This is a genomic window from Paenibacillus sp. FSL H7-0737 (genome assembly GCF_000758545.1).
Classification (GTDB): domain Bacteria; phylum Bacillota; class Bacilli; order Paenibacillales; family Paenibacillaceae; genus Paenibacillus_AQ.
Map to the genome: position 1 here is coordinate 6,175,010 of NZ_CP009279.1, position 21,340 is coordinate 6,196,349.

Sequence of the window (21,340 nt, forward strand, 5' to 3'; positions counted from 1 at the left end):
CACTTCCATCCTTAGTAGGGATAATTATTGAAACAAGCGGTTCATCTTTGAAATTGTAATTTACTCGATCATGTTAGGATAACCATCAATTCTTGCACTTTACCATCTCCCCCTCTTCTTTTAAGCATATCTTCTAAACCCCTTACTCCAGCTTAATGTGTATAATTCTTAGCGCCAGATCCAGAAAATGTATATCCAGGCATAGATTTCCAATGATAAAGGATTGTTGGCAAGTGATGTATACTCTCAGTTAATTCAGTAAACCTTAACACTAAGTCGTAATCTTGACCGCCCTCATAACCTTATCTAAATCCACCTAAGTGACAAGTTTACATATGAGAAAGGATCAGATCGGGTGAACAATCTAGCTTAAAGTAAGGAGAATGCCTTTCACCGTTAAGACCTATTTCACACTCATCTGTGTAAATCATATCAGCATCTGGATATGTAAATTGTAGATTAACCACCCCAAACAAAAAATAATGATCCGTAGATCCCAGCTTTATTAAACTATAGGATTTGATTTTTAGTTTTTCCTTACATACCAAGGGTATAATGGAGCATTTATTTATACAATTACTTAGCAATTTCGACAAATTCACTTTCGATCCCATATTGAGGCGTGTCATTACAGGTTATATATCCTCAAGCGCCTCTCCGATAGAAAAATCTTCTCGTACCTTCGTCAAGTTAGGATTATATGCTGGATCATTCTCCAAAATTATGGACCATTTCGTTTTCATATAATCAATTTCCTTCGAGAAACGCTCTATCTTTTCTGGAGTATCTTCATGGCCCCTGCTTTTTGACTCATAGTGATAAAGTTTTACATGTGGCAACCAAATATTCCTATACCCAGCACTCCAAACTTTAAGACAAAAATCAACGTCGTTAAACGCAACTTGTAACTTTTCCTCTAGTCCACCGACTTGACTAAATTTTTCTTTTTTTATCATCAAACAAGCTGCAGTTATTGCAGTATAATTCGATGTAACTTTTAATCTCCGAAAATATCCTTCATGCTCGGAAGGTAAATATTTGTGGCTATGGCCTGCTACCCCACCGATCCCTAAGACAACTCCACCATGTTGAATGGTATTATCAGGATAATACAAACATGCACCCACCGCACCAATATCAGGTCTAATCGCTTGTCCCACCATCTCATCCAGCCAATCATCCGTTATTATTTCCACATCGTTGTTTAATAATAGTAAAAGCTCTCCACTCGCTTTTTCCGCACCAAAATTATTCAATTTAGAATAGTTAAACGGAATGTCTAAGACAAAAAACTTAAATCTGTTTTGCTCTTTTGCTTGCCAGTACCGATACAAATCAAAGACCTCTGGATCACTGCTACCATTATCTATAATAACAATTTCAAAATTAGCATATTTTGTTTTTGTATATATGGATTCTAAGCACATTTTTATCACTTGAATATTATCTTTTGTAGGGATAATAATGGAGACTTTCGGATTACCAGTTGGCTTAAACCTTGTCAAATATAGGTTAGAATAATTATCAACCGATTCAACTTCCGCATTATATCCTCTTCTGATTATTGCATCCTGTACAGCCTTAAATCCGGCGATGTGTGTATAATCTTTGGTAGACCCACTAAAAGCTGTTGAACTTTGAATCGCTCTCCAATGATAAAGGATCTTGGGAATATGGTATATATTATTTGTAAGCTCAGAAACTCTTAACATAAGATCGAAATCTTGACTACCTTCATATCCTGCCCGAAATCCACCCACTTGATCAATCAAGCTTTTTCGATAAATCGACAAATGACAGGTATACATCTGACATAATAATAAATCCGGAGACCAATCGGGTTTAAAAAAAGGAGCAAATCTTTTTCCTTCGACCGAAATTTTGTCCTCATCACTATATATAATGTCTGCTTCTGGATGATTATTAAGTAACAGAACATTCTCGAAAAGCGCGTTAAGTGCTAATTCATCATCATGATCTAATAATGCAATAAATTCCCCGGTAGCTATTTGAAGTGCTGAATTGGAATTTTCAGAGATGTGACCATTCTTTTCTCTATAAACAACTTTTATTCTCTGATCCTGCTCTTCGTACTCTTTCAATACATTTTTAATATGTATTTTAGGAGAAGCATCATCTGAAATACACAACTCCCAATTCGTATAATTTTGGGAAATTACTGAGTCAATACATTTTCTCAGCCATATTTCATCTACATTATAAACGGGAAGAATAATTGATATTAACGGATTATAATTAAATGCTCTCATTCTTTTGTTTGCTTCTTGAATATCTCTTGAAGTAACAGCATTATGAGCAAGCCATCTTTCATAACTGTCATTATTATCAACACTATTAACTTGTACAATTTTAAATCGTTGCTTCAAGCCCTCTATTCCCTGAGCTTTATATACATTAATAGCTTTGTTCGTTAATGTCTTTATTGATTTGGCATTAAATCCTCGTTGATTAATAATATTAAAAATAGATGACGCGATTAGATAGTGTTTTAATGTTTTTTTTATTATTATCTTTTCCATTTTAAACTCAAATTCCCTATCACCTGGATCTAATCTCAATTTTTTAACGCCAATGGGGATGTGAAAAGTAGCTTTATACTTACTTTCACCAGCGGAAATGGAGGCCAAATTCATACTCTTTTCTTCCGAAAACCCCGCACCATCATCCCAATATAGTTTAACTGGAATACTATCGTTGCTCACTGAATTCCAAGATATGATGTTCCAGCCGCAATAAAACTTCCCGTCCAAAATAAATGCTGGATCTGTCCCCAATGAAATCCATGTTCCATTTACTTTTTTCAAATCAGATATGGGAAGGGGATTCAAGGTTGATCTAAAACCAAACACACCCGCAATTGCTGTCAAAATTCGACTAACTATGTCTGTAATCTTCAATACAATCCTCCTAAATGCACTTCTTTTGTTAGTTATTTCCCCAATATTTTTCTCGCCTTAACAATTAATTTCCAAGCTTTAGATTTATAAATACTACTTAACTCAAGCTCTTTTATTTCTAATTCCTGAATTAACTTTTGTTTTTCGTTTTCACATAAAATATTTGTTGCTCTTAGATGCTCAATTTCATCATTTAATTTTTCATTTACCCTACCATTATCCGCTAAATCATTAACGAGAGCTTCGTTCATTCTTCGATAATCTTGGTTTTCTTTTTTCAATACTTGTTCATTCGTTTCTTTCATCTCTAATTGCTGTTTATATTCACTATTTATAGACGTAATTTCATTTTCTTTACTAACTGACATACTCACATATTGATTAACAATCTCGGTTGTAGATAATTTCGATATATACAATTCAATGCGCGCTATGCCCACTTCAGATTCAAAATTCAATATTATATTTGGGTCATCCTTTTCAAACAAATAAACATTAGAAGTTTTAAAATCAAAATTACCTGATATTTGATATTTCATCTCAGTATCATTAGCCCCAATAAGTCTGAGATTATCGATTTTGTAAAAGCCACAGTAATCTGAGGGGTCTATTCTAATACCTTTAATGACATTAAAATCACGAAGATCAACTGTAACAAACTTCATTAATTCTTTATCATTAAATTGATAATTCTTACTATTCAACTCTGTAAAACCATCTCCAGCATCTATAAAGATCTGTACTTTATCTATACATGAATTTTCTTCTTTATTCTCACCGGTCATTGAGCAAAGGTTATAAAATGTGCGTTCCATCGTTTCTAACGTTTTTAATGTTTCTGCAGGAATTTCTGAAGATGTCTCAAATGATAAATTTAGATTTCTTCCTTTTTCTAAAACAACAATTTTTCTATAGGAATCTTCTGTGTAATCATAATCAAAGATATAAGAGTTATAAAATTTATCAATTTCTTGACGATAAACCGCTAAATCTGGATACTTAGCAGCAAAGAAGTGGAAACCCATTAACTTCTCCCAAATACTTAATCTCCCATGACCTATCATCTTGAATTTCACATTTTTTGCTTGAAGGTACCCTTCAAGAGCATCCTTATCAGGAAGCCCATTCTCCTTATGTTCTGCTAACCAAATATAGTCTCCTCCAAATAAACTCTTATATATTGAATTCACTCTAGATTCTGCATCTACAGTTTCTTTAGAAAGAAATGGTGCAGTAATAATACATATTTGTGAACTAACACGGTATAATTCATCAATGAATTGGTTTCTTTTTTCCAAGGGAATATGTTCAAATACATCCAAAGCAACAATTACATCATATTCATCATCAGGAAAATCCATATCTGTTGCATCCCCGAGTATATAGTTCGGATCTTTTTGCAACTCTTCTGGTAGTTGAATATCTAAATAAGTTATCTTATCTAAAGGCAAGAATTTTTCTAAATTGCGATGTTCATTAGCTCCGACTTCAAGAATTCGATACTTCTCATTATCACTACGCATTTCATTAATAATATTTCGGATATTATTATATCTTTGATATTGATCAAAGGCACAATTTTTCATTTTGACACTTCCCATCTATGATTCATATATACTAAACCTTCAGAAAAGTATTTATTAGTTATAACAAAGTTAACAACATTCTCTTTATAGTGCATACATACAATTCCTTCATTATTAAATATCCCAACATCTAGACAGAAGGTACCACCAAGTAACGGTAAACTAGGTACTATATATTTCAACCTATGCCTGCCAAACTTATTAGGTATATCTATTTTTTCCAAGTGTGTATTTGGTCCGAATATATATTCTCGATCAGGGGTGTAAATTGCCACCCCCAATAATAGGTCCTCTATAATATCCGCATAGATCTCATATTCAATTTCAACTAATAATTCATCGAAGGTCCTGAAATTATTTTTATTTAGTTCTACTTTTGTAATTGCGGCTAGTAAATCGGGATCTTCTGGCTTTATAAAATCTTCATCTTGTGAAACTTCCAATGGTTTAATTTCATCCGTAATCACCTGTTCAACAACATGGTCATTATTATTGTATTTCATAAAATCTTCATAAAGATCAGCGATTTCAGATGACTCACCTAACGCTTGCACGTTACCATCTTTAAGCCATATTGCTTTATTGCAAAATCGCTTCACTTGTTCGGTTGCGTGAGATACAAACAATATTGTTGTACCCCTACTTTTCAGTTCTTTCATTTTATCAATACATTTCGTTTGAAAACGCACATCCCCAACAGCGAGAGCTTCATCAACAATCAAGATATCCGGATCTACATTAATAGAAACAGCAAAAGCCAGCCTAGCAAACATCCCACTAGAGTATATCTTTACAGGCTGCTCTATGAATTCGCCAATATCAGCAAACTCGATTATATCATTCATCTTATCGTCGATTTCCTCGCGACTAAACCCCATCATCAGACCATTAAGATATACATTCTCTCGGCCACTATATTCCGGATTAAATCCTGCTCCCAGTTCCAGAATTGCAGATATTTTCCCCTTAACTTCTAGGGTTCCGCTAGTGGGAGATAAGACTCCTGTTATCAACTTCAATAAAGTCGATTTACCGGATCCGTTTTTCCCTAAGATCCCCAGCGCGTCTCCCTTCTGAACGTTAAAAGAAATACCATTAAGAGCTTTGAATTCTTTGTGGTAAACTTTATGAGATATGGATAACGCCTCTTTCAGGCGATCCATGGGCTTATCATATAATTTATAAGATTTCACTAAATCTTGAACTTCAATCATCTCATTCAAATCCCATCCCACCTTTATATCTTTATATTACATCTGCGAAATGCGGCTTCAGCTTTTTCAGACTTTTTATCCCAACTACTAGCATAGCTAAACAGAACATCCAAAAGTAAAGTGTATAGTAAGGATGATCTATAAAAGCCACTCCTCTAATGAATGTATCCCTATATCCTTCTACTATATAAAACATAGGATTTAATTTAAAAATTTTACTCCAAAAATCAGATAGCATAGCGTATGACCATCCAATAGGTGTGAACCAAAATCCTATTTGCAAAATTATTATTATAATTTGATTTAAATCTTTAAAAAACAACACAATTGCAGAAGTGACCAGCGATACCGAAAAGACAAGCATGATTGTACAAATTAAATAATATAACATCTGAAAACTGTATAAATTAGGGTAATATCCATAACCAGTATACATAACAAAGATAAATAAAATAAAAAACAGATGTACGAATAAAGCCGAAATAATCTTTACTATAGGAAGAAGTTCAATCTTAAATACAACCTTCTTGACAAGATAACTATACTCTGTGTACACATTTGTAGCACTAGATAGAGCCTCTGAGAAGAAAAACCATGGAATTATGGCAACTATAAACCACAAAATAAATGGAACATCCGATACACTACCACTTCGTAACCCTACCTGAAATACAAACCAGTAGGTTACGATGGTTAGTAGTGGTTGAATGAACCCCCATACTATCCCCAAATAGGATGACGCATACTTAGTTTTAAAATCATTTTTAGCTAAGCTGAAAATCAGCTTTCTCCCAATAAATATCTCTTTCATAAATTTATAAACTTCTTTAATAGAGTTAATAATATACAGACTAATTAATGTTGCAACCACACTACTTAATGAAACCAATGCAATAGTCAGAAAACTATTTCCCTCTATTGCGGCATCCCGGTGTGCTTTAATATCTAAAATTACAAACGGATCTGAATCAAGTACTTGTAGTTCTATTTGCTTTTCTTTCTGGCTTGTTATTTTCACTTCATGCTCTTCACTTATTATTTTCCCAAGTGGAACATTTACACTAGAGTTACCTGTTAACTTAACATCTTTAATCTTAACTATAGCCTTTTGATTACCCAGATCTAACCTAAGGGAGTATACATCTTTCGGTAAATCAAATTCAATATTTACCCAATCTCCTGTTCGCTCGTAGTTTTGATGAAGAGATTGTTCTTCTGTCCATTCCTGATCTTTATTCATAATGTAAAATAGCTGGTAATCATCCGGCCGATCTGAATTCACTTGAACCTCAAGAGTTAATTTAGTTTCATTTTTTTGATATGCAGTAAACATATTAAAGAATAAAACCACCAAGATAATTCCCATTACAGCGAGTATCGTTTTTTTAAATTTCATTATTATACTCCTTAAATCATCAGCAAATTTAGATTTTTTTCTAATCTGAAGATTAAATATATTAAAAAATGCAATGCTCTACCTTTCTATAACTAAATAGAAAGTAGATATTCAGAACTGGTAAAAAACAATAACTTATCTCATCCCTCTTATTCGTTTCATATTAGTAGTAATAGAAGTTAAGATTATGCTAAAATATTGTCGTACCTACAGGAAAAGGAGATTATAACGTGTCGAAACCAGTATACGGTAAAAACGCCGCTCAGTCGAGAAATGTTGAAAAGACAGTAAGTCCGATATGGGCATTGGTTATTGCTTTCATTTTATTTTTGTGTTGGGCCCCATTTCAAGTGGGATTATTTAACGGACAGCAGTTAGACTTCGAGAAGCCTATATATGTGTCAGCACTAGTAAGTGGACTTTTGCTGCTAGTCTGTGTTGGCTTATACTACAAAAAATTCAAACTAGATGAACAGAGGGACTTAGTGGCTTCAGCTTCAATATTACTGCCTCTGACTTATGCTCTATCATTGTTTGTCGCAGTTTCGCATTATATGGCGATGAATATGTTGTTTATTCAGAGCATGTATGTTGCAGTCTTCATTATAGCCTTTTATCTCTTGAAGCAAAAGCAAGTAAATGTTGTCATTCAAAATGCCATTCTAGCAATTGCTTATTTCATAGTAGGGTTTGGACTACTAAATTGGTTGGGGAGTAACAAACTAGCGGGAGCTCTAGTGGGTTGGTTCTCAAACACCGTAAGAAATAATATCTACTTAGATGCAGTAATGACGGACTCTAACGGACTTCGTCTGACTTCGATCTTTCAATATGCAAATACCTACGCAGCGTTCCTAATGGCTTTTCTATTTGTAGCTATATTCGCTCTTATTCGCTCTAAAAAATGGTATGGAACGGTCACACATAGCTTTATGTTAGTTCCCATCATTGTATCAATCTTATTAACATTATCTCGTGGTGGTCTTGTATTGCTACCTGTCGTATTTATATTGCTGCTGCTATTTCTGAAACCCGCACAGCAAATTCTCTGGATTCTTCATCTTGGTGCCGCTGGCATTGCTTCGTTACTCATTACGACTCCAGTGACTAACCTAGGATTAGAATTAAATACGAATTTCACTTCTTCCGGCGCCTTGAAAGGTTGGGGATATCTACTTGGAGCTTCAATCGCTGTAGCTATAGTATCTTGGATCATTCAGAGGTTTGTCGCCCCTTGGCTAGAGGAGAAGCTCAGCAATTGGTCGTCGCGTAAACTGACAGGTCTATGGATTCCTCTTGGTTCTGTTGCACTCGTCGGAATTGTAGCTTTCCTACTAATTGGTACAAGCGCAAAAAATATCTTACCTAGCAATATGGCAACTCGTCTTGAGAACATCAACTTCCAGCAACATAGTGTTCTTGAACGGATTACTTTTTATAAGGATGCGATGAAGGTAGTTAAGGACTATCCGATCCTTGGTGCTGGTGGTGGAGGATGGTCCTCACTATACGAGCATTATCAGAACAACCCTTACACTAGCCGGCAAGTGCACAACTTCTTTTTACAATACTTGATTGAGGTTGGGATCCTTGGTTTCATCGTATTTATGGGGTTCATTTTGTATATTTTCTATAAGTACATTCGTGGGTATGTGAAACGCGATAAAAATGATTTTGAGAATGGTTTCTTTTATCTAATCATTGCATTATCCATTCTTGTGCATAGTCTACTTGATTTCAATATGAGTTATGCCTTTATGGGAATACTCGTTTTCCTTGGACTGGCGGGCATGGCAGTTGTAATGGATAGCAAACAGCTACGTAAAAGTTGGAATAAAACTGGTTTGCGGCTTGGATATTCCGCTGTTCTCACGGTAGGCACTATATTCTTGTTATTCCTCTCGATTAGCTATATCGGTTCCAGTAATGCTGCCCTAAAGGGTAAAAATCTATTCGGAGTTAGTAATTCTTACGAGGAAATTAAGAAACCATTAACGGAGGCTTTAAAAACACGTCCAGGTCATCCAGAATCAGTCTTATACCTATCCTCTTTAGATCAACAGGTTTTTAGCCAGAATCAGGATGAGCAATTTCTTAATGAGGCTTATAACGTACTGACTCGCGCAATAAAAGATGAGCCATACAATAAGAATATTCTAGCTCAATTAGTAAGCTATTATGACTTAAAAGGCCAAAGTGATCTTGCATACGGTGTTTACCGTGACAATGCTGATAAGTTCAACTGGGATATTGATTGGTACGAAACTCTCATCAGTCGTTCCTTTGCATTGGGTCAGCAAGCACTTAATCAAAAGAATGAAGCTAATAAACAGGAATATTTCGATGCAGCACTTGAAGCCTATGAGCACGTTCTTGCTGGTATAGAGCACCTAAAGACGCTTCCACCTGAGCAATTGCAAGGACGTCCGTTCTCGGTAACACCAACGATTGCATTAAACATCGCCAAAATTCAGCAGATTTCTGGACAAGCAGAAGCTGCCACTGCAACCTTGAAGCTTGGCTTTAATGAAAGTTACGCAGATATCATTAGCAGTGGAACGCTGTGGGATATGAACTGGTATGATGCGCTCATCAGCCGTTCTTACGAACTGGCAGAACAAGCTCGTGCCGGGCAAGATGATGCAGGTAAATTGCTTAATCTCAAGATTGGACTCCAGGCTTACAACCAAGTTGCTGGTGATCATGAAACCCTTACACCAAGTATTGCTCTAAATGTGGGTAGAATTCAGTTAATGTCCGGGCAGTTACAAAATGCTATTAAGACCTTAAAGCTTGGTCTTATCGACGATTATACGAATGCAACGAATCGTGAAATAGCCCGTTGGTACCTTGCTGCATTGAAAAAATCAAACAATGAGGATCAAGCGATCTATGATAAGCTGATTGCAGCAGATCCTGCGGAAGCAGCACAGGTCGAGACAATCGCAAATTCAAAGTTTTAAAAAGAATGAAATGGAAAAAGCGTACCACTGTGATTACAGTGGTACGCTTTTTTTGATGATACTAGTTCTACTTATAAACCTGCCTTAGCAACTTCACTATCTACAAGCTCTTTCATATAACGAAGTAAGTCATCTTTAAGCTCTTCATGCTGAAGTGCATAATGAATGGTGGTCTGAATGAAGCCCATCTTCTCACCAACGTCATGACGTTTGCCTTCAAAGTCATAAGCAATAATCCGCTCCACTTCACTTAGGCGGGAAATGGCATCCGTCAGTTGAATTTCTCCACCTACACCCACCTGCTGCTCACCAAGCATATCAAAGATGCGTGGAGTTAAGATGTACCGCCCTAGAATCGCTAGATTAGAAGGAGCATCTTCTCTCTTCGGCTTCTCTACAAGGCGATTGGCCTTATAGACCCGTTCAGCTAACTCAGTTCCATCCACCAATCCATAGCGGGAAACTTCTTCCCAAGGCACAGGTTGGACACCCACAATAGAGGATTTGTACTGCTCGTATACTTCCATCATCTGTTTGAGACAGGGTTTCTCCGACTCCACAATATCATCACCTAGTAAAACAGCAAACGGCTCATTACCAATGAATTTACGCGCACACCAAATCGCGTGACCGAGACCTCTTGGTTCTTTTTGGCGAATGTAATGGATATCAGCCATTTCGGAGGATTTGCGAACGGATTCAAGAAGTTCCCACTTCTGCTTTTCTGCTAAGTTAAACTCCAGTTCAAAAGAGTTGTCGAAATGGTCTTCAATCGCACGTTTCCCTTTCCCCGTCACGATAATAATATCCTCAATTCCTGAAGCAACTGCTTCTTCGACAATATATTGGATCGTCGGTTTATCTACTATCGGTAACATTTCTTTAGGCATTGCTTTGGTTGCAGGCAAAAAACGGGTACCAAGACCTGCAGCGGGGATAATGGCTTTACGGATCTTCATCACATTAACTCCTTCTGTCGGTTACTCTTCCATTTTAAATACTCTGTAAAGTAAAATGGCATATTTCCTTTAATTATAGCAGTTATAGCAGATTAATATCAGAGTGTTTGTTATATTTGTATATCTATTCCAAACAAACCGGAGAGAAGAAATTATAAAGCATTCATCGCAAGTTCAAACACTTTACTAACTCTCACCTATATATTATCTAGTATATGCAAGTAACAAAGAGGACGAGATGATATCTATAAAAAAGGGCCAAGCAACTCCAGAGTATCCTCCGGTAGTCACCTAGCCCTATTTCTTTAACCTTTATTACTTCGCGTTTACCAATTGTCCCCGTGTTACCCCCAGCTGGTTGGTAGCCTTCAAGCTCTTCCATACCTGTGTACCAGAGATTTCGCCACGCAGTGCGCGGCTGTACAGGCTAATTACCTCAGCCACTTGCTCTGGTGTCTCTTCCAGGAACTCCACGCGGTACGAGGATACGCCTAGATCACGGAAATTGTTCAAATACTCTGCACCGGACTGCTCAACTGCGTTATAGACAGTATTACGGCAACCTTCATCCACACGAACTGGATGTGACATTCCAATACGGTCTTGCAGGGAAGCGCGATGCTCTTCACATGGACGGCCACAGTTCGTAAAGTCTGTGCCTTCACTCATGAAGGTACAGTATACACAGTGCTCTGTGTGGAACATCGGCAAATGCTGGTGAATAACGATCTCCATACGAGAAGTATCACTATGTTCAAGCAGGTCAACCATCTGCTGAATGTTCAGGTCATAGGATGGTGTTACCATGTCACAGCCTGCCTCAAGGAACAGATCCACTGCCTTATGATTGGCGATATTCAATGAGAAATCGCCGATCAGACGAGGATGCACAGCATCAGGCTGCTCTTGGCGGCGGCGCAGATAATAATACAGCGCGCCGGTGTTGCGTACTAACACGGCATCAGGCTGCAGCCGCAGGATATTGGCGTGGTAGCCGTTCTCGCCCGGCATATGAATGCGCGGTGTGGCCAGCGCGATGCTGGCCCCTGCAGCCCGTACCGCATCTACCGCTGCCGGGAACTGCTTGATAAACTCGAAGTCGGCGTAGATGTTTCTCACGCCGGCCTCGAGCGCAGCCTGCACCTGCGGCAGGCTGCGGCACAGCGCGGTGAGCTCCGCTTCACCGGCGCGCTGCGGAGCGACGTCCCTGCGGGTAGCGTCGACGTAGACCTCGATCGCCCGTTTCACGTACACGGGCGGTTTCGGGCGCTCGCCCGCAAGCAGCTCCACCGCTTGGCGGCGGATGCTGTTCAGCTCGCGCATAGGGACGATGACGTCGCCTTGCAGATGCGACTCTAGCGCGTCAAGCTGGAACACGGTTCCGCCCAGGCGGCCGAATTGTTCTTCCAGCAGCGCGGCATCCATCGGACGCTTTTGCGCTGTTTCCAGCGCGAGCTCCGAGTCCACACGGACGGTAACGTTCTTCTGAACGTCCGTCCACCAGGTGGTCAGCTTCTCGCCGACGCAGCCCTGCACTCGCACATGTACCGGGAATACCCGGTACGGCTTCTCTGTCTCATAAGTCTGGCGCAGCGCCTTGTCTAACGCAGGGTCATTTGTCTTCCAAATGCGGTCACCGACATTTAGACGACGCAGATCCACATCATTACGACCGGCTACGATGTCGATGATCCAGCCTTCTCCGGCTTCACCTTCGAGCTTCACACCTTTACGACGAAGGTCGTAAACGCGTCCGCCTTCTTCTTTTTTCGTCGGATCCCCTGCATCAAATACGATTCCGTCTCCCCGCTTAAGAGGTGCATGAATACGGCAGACAACTCCATCACGAAGAATTTGTTCAACCGTTCCGAGATATACACCACGGCTTTTCGGGAAAGTGCCGTCTACGAGCTTTTTATTGTTCGTTCCATCTAGAAAACCATGCGTGAAACCGCGGGAGAAGCTTTGTTGCAGTTCACGAACTTCTTCCTTCGATGGTTTGGACATATCGCCATCAAAATACCGATCAATTGCCTTACGGTACTTACTAACTACATTCGCAACGTATTCTGGACTCTTGAGGCGCCCTTCGATTTTGAAAGAAGTTACGCCCGCCTCGATCAACTCAGGCATAAGATCTATAGCTGCCAAATCCTTAGGGGAGAGCAAATAAGTCACATCACCCATAGGTTTAACTTCTCCATCCACCATCAGATCATAAGGCAGACGGCAAGCTTGAGCGCATTCACCGCGGTTGGCGGAACGTCCGCCCCACATTTCCGAAGTCAGACATTGACCCGAATAAGAGACACATAAAGCACCATGCACGAATACTTCCATCGGCAGACGGGCTTGCTCCCCAATCGTCTTAATTTGCTTCAGATTGTTCTCACGACCGAGTACCACACGTTCCAAACTGAAAGGCTTAGTAAACTCGACCGCTTCCGGGGAAGTAATGGTCATCTGTGTCGATCCATGAATCGGGAAATCCGGTGAGATTTCACGGATCATTTTGACCAAACCTAAATCCTGTACAATCACCGCGTCCACGCCAGCATCTACACAAGCGTCAATCAGTTCTTTTGCATCGGACAATTCATTTTCAAAAACCAGTATATTAAAGGTCAGGAAACCCTTCACACCATAGCTATGCAAAAACGCCATAATTTCCGTCAGCTCGTCCATGCGAAAGTTGTTCGCTCTCGCCCGTGCATTAAACTTCTCTACGCCAAAAAAGATAGCATCCGCTCCGTTTGCTACCGCCGCACGCATGCAGTCCCAGTCACCTGCAGGTGCCAATAGCTCCACGTCTTCTCTGCGTATTTGTTGCTCTTTCATTTATATCCTCCCAAACCGCCATGTGGCGGGTCATTTCTAGTTGATTAACTTGATAATTGTATCAAATATCACATCTCAGCGCCATGTGTTTACCAACATTTATATAAAGAAAAGAACGCCCCATGCCATTTAGGCTACAAGGACGTTCTCATCTAATTGAATTACACTCTACTATTAGTTAGTCATGAACTCCAATCACCTCTAAACTACTCATTCCCCGTAAACCGAAACGACTGCAGCGTTTTATCCAACAAAGCTTGCTGTTCTGCAGTAGCATTGGCATCATTCAGCGTAACAGTAATCGTGTAGACCACCTCATTTTTGCCAAAAACAACGTGCTTACTGCGGAGAGGAACACCATTCTTGATTTGATGCACATTAAGGATCGTAGCAGAAACACCTGCAAAGGTAGACTCCACTATACTTTCAATGCGAGGACCTTTAGGATCATTATTTTTATTCTGATAAGAATCTTTGAGCATATTCACCGCATAATCGATTGAGCCCTCAGGTTTCGAATTAATCTGGAAACGTCCTCCGATGAACCGATACTCTACCAACTGTGTCTCGAATACATCTTGATTGGGTGTCCATAAACGTGGAATGTCGATGGCATAGCCGTATCTTTTAGATACTTTGGTTATCGTTTTATTCTTGATTGTCTTATAGTCATCGCTAGCGAGTCGCCCGAAGTTCTCCTTCAACAGATCAAAATCAATATCAATAGAGGATATAATGGCTTTAAATTTGGCCTTATCGTCTTCTTGTCCAGCAGGTGTCACATATTCGAAATAGTAACGGTACCCATTCTTGAGTACGAGTGCCTGATATTCTGTCGCCCAACCGTTGCCGAAATTCAGCTGTGTCTCACTTATTTGCGCAGGTACGCCGGAGATTTCAGACTTCATGCTATCCTTAAAAACATAAGCGTCCGCTACAAAGTTCTCCTGCGTTTTTGTCTTCAACTCTTCAGCCCAGCTCTCTAGTGTAGAACCAGCAGGTGCCGATGTAATCGCCACACTCAAATGACTTCCTTGTTTACTTTCATAATAAAAATGCTGGTCATCCTTAGTCCAAGCGGCAGGAACCTGTAGTGAGATACCATAGTCCTCATTATAGGCTTCACTTAAGCCATTCTTTACGGTAGAGAGATCACGGATTTTGTTATCCTTAGTGTCAAAAGAGGGCCGAAAAGAGCTCAGTAACCCCGCATATTTGGCTAAATCCTTATAATTAGTGGCTTTCTCATCCGTCAAATAAATCTCGTAAAGTCTACCTTCAGCATAGATCAGCCTGTTTTCCCAGAGTGCTCCGCTAGAATCTTTACTGACCAATCGTGCATAGGGTACAGAGGCTTTCGGGAACGACTCCCGGTCTAATATCAGTTCACTGCCTAACTCGACTTCCCGGACTAGTTGTTCTAATAGCCCATCTGCATCAACAGCAACTGCCTGATCACTTGCATGAATCTCCAAATAATAAAGATTGTCCGCACTGGAGAAGGTAGCCACACTCTCATCACCACCGCTATTTCCAGCAATCAGTCCAGACGGATAATTTAGTGTCCATCGATAATAGCTGTTCCCAATTTGCGTCTTCCCCACATCGCTATCAATACCAGTATCCACTGGCACATCGCCTTCATTGTCAGCAGGAGCTAAGGTAATGATCAGCTCACCACCGTTACCCTGGGAGAGGGTTGCACCCAGTATACTGGCCACAAAACGCAGCGGCACCATCAACACACCTGAAACCATCCGAGGCGCGGAGGTGAGTTTAACTTTAGTCGCATCCTTCCAGGCACTAATACTACCAATCGTCATTAACCCTGTATGAGAGCCGTACGTTACTTTCACTACATCATTTCCTTCTAAGGAAACCGTGCTGCCAAATGTCTTTTTAAAAACCCCGAGCGGTACCATAACCGTTCCGTTCTCCATATAAGGCCGCTCGATAGTCACCTTCTTGCCATTCACCGTAGCAGAAGTACTGCCAACTTTAAGACTCAGCTGCAGCTTGTCTGTTTCTGCTGCCCGTACGGTTGGTATCGGTAATATAGAAAATAGCAATAATAAGGCCAGCATCGCACACAATCCTTGTTTTAAAACTTTAAAGCCCATTTTCCGTCCCCCTCTCAAGTTTCCTGATCACTCTTCCGTATGCTCGTCTCCATCTGCTCCTGCATCCTCTTCACTTAATAGGGGATCACCCTGAGTGAGCACCAGCTTACGGATGACGATATCCCCATCACTTTGCATAACCAGTCGTACCGTTGTACCTGGAGAATAGCTTTTAAACAATTCATTAATATCAACTAGTGAGACCACACGGTGGCCGTCAATGCTGTACAAGACGTCATCTTCGGCAACACCCGCCTTGCGTGCTTCAGCAGAAATCACTTTGGTTACAGTCAGGGGATCAAGCGTTGGCAAGCCCACAATCGAGGACCAACTCGGCTCCAACTCCAATCCAAGACTCGGGTGTTTTACTTCACCATACTTAAAAAGCTGGTTCATAATATACTGCACGGTATCCGACGGTATAGAGAAGCCCATATTCTCCACGCCCACCGCTGAGTATTTCAGGCTGTTTATTCCCAGCACTTCGCCCTTCATATTCACAAGAGGGCCCCCGCTATTCCCGGGATTAATCGCTGTGTCACTTTGGATCAGACGATAAGCCGCAGCTACTTCGCGGTTAAGGCCACTTATAACCCCTACGGTCGCTGAATTCCTTAGAGAAAAGCTAATCGGTGTTCCGACGGCCACTACCTTCTCACCAACAACGGTTTTGCCGGGCGATGGAATAAACTTTGCAGGTTTAAGGGAGGTGGCATTGATTTTGATCAGGGCCAGATCACTAACTTCATCTAGATATGTTTCTTTAATGCTGTAGGTTTTGGAGTCCGACGTCACTACCAAGGCATTCTGCAGATCCTTGATGACATGTGCATTGGTTACAATCCATCCATTCGATTTCACAATAATGCCAGAACCATGCGTCAGATTGTATCGATCATCCGGTCCGCTAGCCCCCCCACTATCGTCTTTGCCGATAATGCCCACTACGGAGGGGGTGATACTCTTAATAATCCCTGGTACGGGGTCTTCCGCTGCTGTTGAATTTTTGATTTTGTCTCTCTGGGTTGTGGTCGCCGCGCTAACCGTCTTAGTCGTATCACCCAACGCATAAACCGACTCACTCCATACTCCTGACAGCAACACACCGCACAGCAGCAAGCCCATTCCTTTCTTCACCAGTTTCTCCACAGTCCTCATCAACCTTCACCAGACCCTCTCTCTGCGAATGGATAAATTTTACATATATAATTTGAAAAAAGACACCTTCAATGCGCCCATGGCGTTAAAGGAGTCTTTTGGTGCAAAGCTGTTCAATTTAATTCTTCCGTTAACTTAACCAATGCATCACCATGGCATAGTCAGAGATTATAAAGACCAACAAACTAACCGCTCCGAAAGCAATGGCGAACTTGTTCTTTTGGGGAGCTCTCAGTAACCGAACGACTCCAACCAAAATTAGGATGGTGAATAAAATCATAAAGACATCAAAGGTATGAAATTTAGACGGTCCTTGCGCGGCAACTTCTGCAAGTAGCATTACCTTACCTCCTCAAAAATGTTGTCAAGCAAGATCCAGTATTCCCCATATCCTCTTCTATGTTATCGCTACCATTTGGGCGATGCAATAGGTTTTGTAGAAAAATTATGTATTTGTCGCAAAAAAAATATTTTATTACTGCAAAATCGGATAAATTAATGATTTTGTTCATTGACGTTTAGTGTTTTCCGGCGAAAGCGATACAAACCAAACGAGTAATGCACTATTTTTTGAAGGTGATGAAATGAAGTATCAGTTATGGATTAAGCCCCCTCAAATTAGCCGATTATCGGTTTGATTTTAGTTCTAAGGCTGCTTCCCCAATCTAGTAGCTGAAGCCTTTAATAGAACAAAATGTATATTACAATTAGTTATTTATTTTTCAAGGAACCATCGAGCCTACAGTTATTCTATTACCCATTAAGTATACTTACAGCAACAGCATGTTCCTCATTAAATCTTACGACGGACATGCCCTACATATGCCTATCCCATCTATTATTTAGTATTCTTTTTATAGGAGTCATATAACGTTTACTAGAAAACTCACATCAGAACGGATAATTTCTATAATTTACTGGTGACTACCAGCAATTGTACCGATCAATTGTTTTCCCAAAATAATAATTTTGGACAACAAACAATAAAGGCCACGGCAAATTGCCGCGACCTTTATTATTTATTAGTTATACTATCTAGCATTATTAGCTTAGGTAGTTTCCGCCGTCTCAAGCATAAGCGCTTCAGTACGCTCCGTATCACGAATCAGAACTGGCTTCAGATACTTACCTGTGTAAGACTCCGTAACAGTAATGATCTTCTCTGGTGTTCCTGTTGCCAGTACGGTTCCGCCGCCACTGCCGCCTTCTGGTCCCATATCAATGATATAATCAGCAGTCTTAATAACGTCCAGATTATGCTCAATGACAAGAACCGATTCTCCGGAATCCACCAAGCGGTGCAATACTTCTAGTAAACGACCAATGTCGTCCACATGCAGACCTGTTGTAGGCTCATCCAAAATATAGAGTGTCTTGCCTGTACTACGACGGTATAGCTCAGAAGCCAACTTCACACGCTGCGCTTCACCACCGGATAATGTTGTACCTGGCTGACCAATTTTAATGTAGCCAAGACCCACATCCATCAGCGTTTGCATTTTACGATGAATACGAGGGATATTCACGAAGAACTCTGTAGCATCCTCTACTGTCATCTCCAGCACGTCGGAAATGTTTTTCCCTTTATATTTCACTTCTAGTGTTTCCCGGTTATAACGTTTACCTTTACATACCTCGCAAGGAACGTATACGTCAGGCAAGAAGTGCATCTCAATCTTGATAATTCCGTCCCCACGGCAAGCTTCACAGCGTCCGCCTTTTACGTTAAAGCTAAAGCGTCCCTTTTGGAACCCCCGTACCTTTGCCTCATTCGTCTTCGAGAACAGATCACGAATGTCGTCAAATACGCCAGTATAGGTTGCTGGGTTAGAGCGTGGTGTACGCCCAATTGGCGATTGGTCGATTTCAATAACCTTATCGAGATTTTCCAAGCCACGAATTTCTTTGTGCTGACCCGGACGCACCTTCACAGCCTTATTCAGCTGCCGTGCCAAGCTCTTGTACAGAATTTCGTTAATAAGTGAAGATTTACCGGAGCCCGACACACCAGTCACCGCCGTAAATACACCCAATGGAATCTTCACATTCACATTTTTCAGGTTATTCTCTTTAGCGCCACGAATTTCTATCCAACGATCATCGGTAGCACGACGCTTAGCGGTAACTGGAATAAACTTACGACCGCTCAAATATTCACCGGTTAAGGAATTCGGATCTTTCATAATCTCTTCCGGTGTTCCTTGCGCCATAACTTGTCCACCATGAATACCCGCACCCGGTCCGATATCAATAATATAGTCCGCTGCCATCATCGTATCTTCGTCATGCTCTACAACAATCAACGTATTGCCTAGGTCACGCATATGAGCAAGCGTAGAGATCAGGCGATCATTATCCCGTTGATGCAGACCAATACTTGGCTCATCCAGAATGTACAGAACACCCATCAAACTGGAACCGATCTGAGTGGCCAACCGGATACGCTGTGCTTCACCACCAGATAGCGAGCCTGCTGCGCGGCTAAGTGTCAAATAGTCCAATCCGACATTCACCAGGAATCCCAGACGATTGCAGATTTCCTTAAGAATGAGATTGGCGATAGCTGTCTCTTTCTCACTTAACTTTATTTCTTCAAACCAATGCTGACAGTCACCAATCGAGAGATCGGTAATATCCGAAATATTTTGTTCGTTGATCGTCACCGCCAAAATTTCTTTCTTCAGACGTTTGCCCTTACAGACATGACAAGGCTTAGCACTCATAAATCCTTCAATAAATTCACGAATACCGTCAGATGCGGTCTCCCGGTAACGACGCTCCAGATTCGGAATAATCCCTTCAAAAGCAACCATCGCATCTTTCTTTTGTCCAAAATCATTCTCATATTTGAAGCGAACCTTCTCGCTACCTGTACCATGCAGTAGTTTATTCATATGATCAGGTGTTAAACTGCTCACTGGAACGTTCTGTGGGATATTAAAATGCTCACACACGGACTTCAGAAATTGCGGATAGTAATTAGAAGTACTTCCGGTCCAAGCTAAAAAAGCACCTTCTTCAATCGATTTCTCAGCATCAGGAATAAGCAGATCTGGATCGACCACCATCTTCATTCCAAGTCCATCGCACTCTGTGCAGGCTCCAAACGGACTGTTGAAGGAGAACATACGTGGTGCCAGCTCTTCAATACTAAAACCACAAATCGGACAAGCAAAATTAGAGCTGAACAGAAGCTCTTCCTGACCGATGATATCCACAAGGATTTTACCGCCAGAAAGTTTAAGTGCCGTCTCCAGTGAATCCGTCAACCGGGTCTCCACATCGTCTTTAACGACGATCCGGTCTACAACAACTTCTATGGTGTGTTTTTTATTCTTCTCAAGTTCAATATCCTCAGACAGATCTCTTAGCTCACCGTCCACACGCACACGTACGAACCCTTGCTTAGAAATGTCTGTGAAGAGTCCTTTGTGTTCCCCTTTACGCCCTGAAATGATAGGTGCCAGGATCTGCAAACGAGTCTTCTCTGGATACTGCATAATCCGGTCTACCATCTGTTCTACAGTCTGGGAGGTAATCTCAATTCCATGCTCTGGACAATGAGGGTGACCGATCCGTGCGAAAAGCAACCGCAGATAGTCATAAATTTCAGTTACCGTACCTACCGTAGAACGTGGGTTGCGGCTTGTTGTCTTCTGATCAATAGAGATTGCCGGGGATAATCCGTCTATCGAATCCACATCCGGCTTCTCCATTTGCCCCAAGAACTGACGAGCATAAGCTGACAAAGATTCAACATAACGCCGCTGTCCTTCAGCATAAATCGTATCAAATGCAAGCGAAGACTTACCCGAGCCGCTCAGCCCCGTCAGCACGACGAAACGGTCACGTGGAATCGTCACATCGATGTTTTTGAGATTGTGCGCTCTCGCGCCTTTAATTACAATATTATCGTTCGCCAACGGAACCTCTCCTTAATGAATCAAATATCAAAGCTTTAACGATTTCAGAGACTTTATTAAAAGCGTTTTCGATCCCTCCCAAACCCTCCCTTCCAAGGGAGGGCCCCAAGGGTTGCACCCTCTGGACACCCGCATTTTTTTGGCGAAGGAGGTTGGGGGACGGGACTTAGTGACGACGGCGTTCGGATCGCTTATCCCTACGGGACCGCTTGGACGTTAGGCGCACACTAGGTAAGAGGTGCGAGATTACCGCAACTGCTATAGC

At 41.0% G+C, this 21,340-nt stretch carries 11 protein-coding genes; 1 reads left to right on the forward strand and 10 read right to left on the reverse strand.

Features of this window, described 5'->3' with window-relative positions:
* Nucleotides 1-635: 635 nt before the first annotated feature.
* The 4 genes from H70737_RS27080 to H70737_RS30525 are packed head-to-tail and all read right to left on the reverse strand — an operon-like array spanning nucleotide 636 to nucleotide 7,114.
* Entirely contained in the window at nucleotides 636-2,918 is a 2,283-nt protein-coding gene (locus H70737_RS27080) for a glycosyltransferase family 2 protein (protein WP_156113192.1), read from the reverse strand.
* Between the two features lie 32 nt (nucleotides 2,919-2,950).
* Entirely contained in the window at nucleotides 2,951-4,504 is a 1,554-nt protein-coding gene (locus H70737_RS27085; RefSeq protein WP_042192261.1) for a class I SAM-dependent methyltransferase, read from the reverse strand.
* Nucleotides 4,501-5,718 carry an ABC transporter ATP-binding protein gene (locus H70737_RS27090; RefSeq protein WP_231573516.1) on the reverse strand — a complete coding sequence of 406 codons (1,218 nt, stop codon included), beginning with the start codon at nucleotides 5,716-5,718 and terminating at the stop codon, nucleotides 4,501-4,503. Before H70737_RS27090 ends, H70737_RS27085 begins: the two co-directional genes overlap by 4 nt.
* A gap of 31 nt (nucleotides 5,719-5,749) precedes the next feature.
* Nucleotides 5,750-7,114: an ABC transporter permease gene (locus H70737_RS30525; protein ID WP_042192265.1), complete on the reverse strand. Its 1,365-nt coding sequence runs from the start codon at nucleotides 7,112-7,114 to the stop codon at nucleotides 5,750-5,752.
* A gap of 230 nt (nucleotides 7,115-7,344) precedes the next feature.
* On the opposite strand from H70737_RS30525, the gene H70737_RS27100 reads away from it, so the two are divergent.
* Nucleotides 7,345-10,077 carry an O-antigen ligase family protein gene (locus H70737_RS27100; RefSeq protein ID WP_042192267.1) on the forward strand — a complete coding sequence of 911 codons (2,733 nt, stop codon included), beginning with the start codon at nucleotides 7,345-7,347 and terminating at the stop codon, nucleotides 10,075-10,077.
* Nucleotides 10,078-10,148: 71 nt separating this feature from the next.
* Here H70737_RS27100 and galU read toward each other — a convergent pair whose 3' ends face one another.
* The 6 genes from galU to uvrA form a co-directional block, all read right to left on the reverse strand.
* Entirely contained in the window at nucleotides 10,149-11,036 is an 888-nt protein-coding gene (galU, locus tag H70737_RS27105; protein ID WP_042131276.1) for a UTP--glucose-1-phosphate uridylyltransferase GalU, read from the reverse strand.
* 315 nt (nucleotides 11,037-11,351) lie between these two features.
* Nucleotides 11,352-13,874 (reverse strand): U32 family peptidase, encoded by a 2,523-nt coding sequence (locus tag H70737_RS27110; RefSeq protein ID WP_042192269.1) that lies wholly within the window; start codon nucleotides 13,872-13,874, stop codon nucleotides 11,352-11,354.
* Between the two features lie 206 nt (nucleotides 13,875-14,080).
* Entirely contained in the window at nucleotides 14,081-15,994 is a 1,914-nt protein-coding gene (locus tag H70737_RS27115; protein ID WP_042192271.1) for a stalk domain-containing protein, read from the reverse strand.
* 27 nt (nucleotides 15,995-16,021) lie between these two features.
* Nucleotides 16,022-17,131 carry a S1C family serine protease gene (locus H70737_RS27120; RefSeq protein WP_231573352.1) on the reverse strand — a complete coding sequence of 370 codons (1,110 nt, stop codon included), beginning with the start codon at nucleotides 17,129-17,131 and terminating at the stop codon, nucleotides 16,022-16,024.
* 151 nt (nucleotides 17,132-17,282) lie between these two features.
* Nucleotides 17,283-17,492, reverse strand: coding sequence for a DUF2759 family protein (locus H70737_RS27125; protein WP_042192275.1), 210 nt, complete (start codon nucleotides 17,490-17,492; stop codon nucleotides 17,283-17,285).
* 709 nt (nucleotides 17,493-18,201) lie between these two features.
* Entirely contained in the window at nucleotides 18,202-21,075 is a 2,874-nt protein-coding gene (gene uvrA, locus H70737_RS27130) for an excinuclease ABC subunit UvrA (RefSeq protein ID WP_042192277.1), read from the reverse strand.
* Between the last annotated feature and the right edge of the window lie 265 nt (nucleotides 21,076-21,340).

Coding starts and splice junctions, on each gene's coding strand:
- H70737_RS27085 (WP_042192261.1), bottom strand. CDS start 4,504: ATGAAAAATTGTGCCTTTGATCAATATCAAAGATATAATAATATCCGA.
- H70737_RS27125 (WP_042192275.1), bottom strand. CDS start 17,492: ATGCTACTTGCAGAAGTTGCCGCGCAAGGACCGTCTAAATTTCATACC.
- H70737_RS27110 (WP_042192269.1), bottom strand. CDS start 13,874: ATGAAAGAGCAACAAATACGCAGAGAAGACGTGGAGCTATTGGCACCT.
- H70737_RS27115 (WP_042192271.1), bottom strand. CDS start 15,994: ATGGGCTTTAAAGTTTTAAAACAAGGATTGTGTGCGATGCTGGCCTTA.
- galU (WP_042131276.1), bottom strand. CDS start 11,036: ATGAAGATCCGTAAAGCCATTATCCCCGCTGCAGGTCTTGGTACCCGT.
- H70737_RS30525 (WP_042192265.1), bottom strand. CDS start 7,114: ATGAAATTTAAAAAAACGATACTCGCTGTAATGGGAATTATCTTGGTG.
- H70737_RS27090 (WP_231573516.1), bottom strand. CDS start 5,718: ATGATTGAAGTTCAAGATTTAGTGAAATCTTATAAATTATATGATAAG.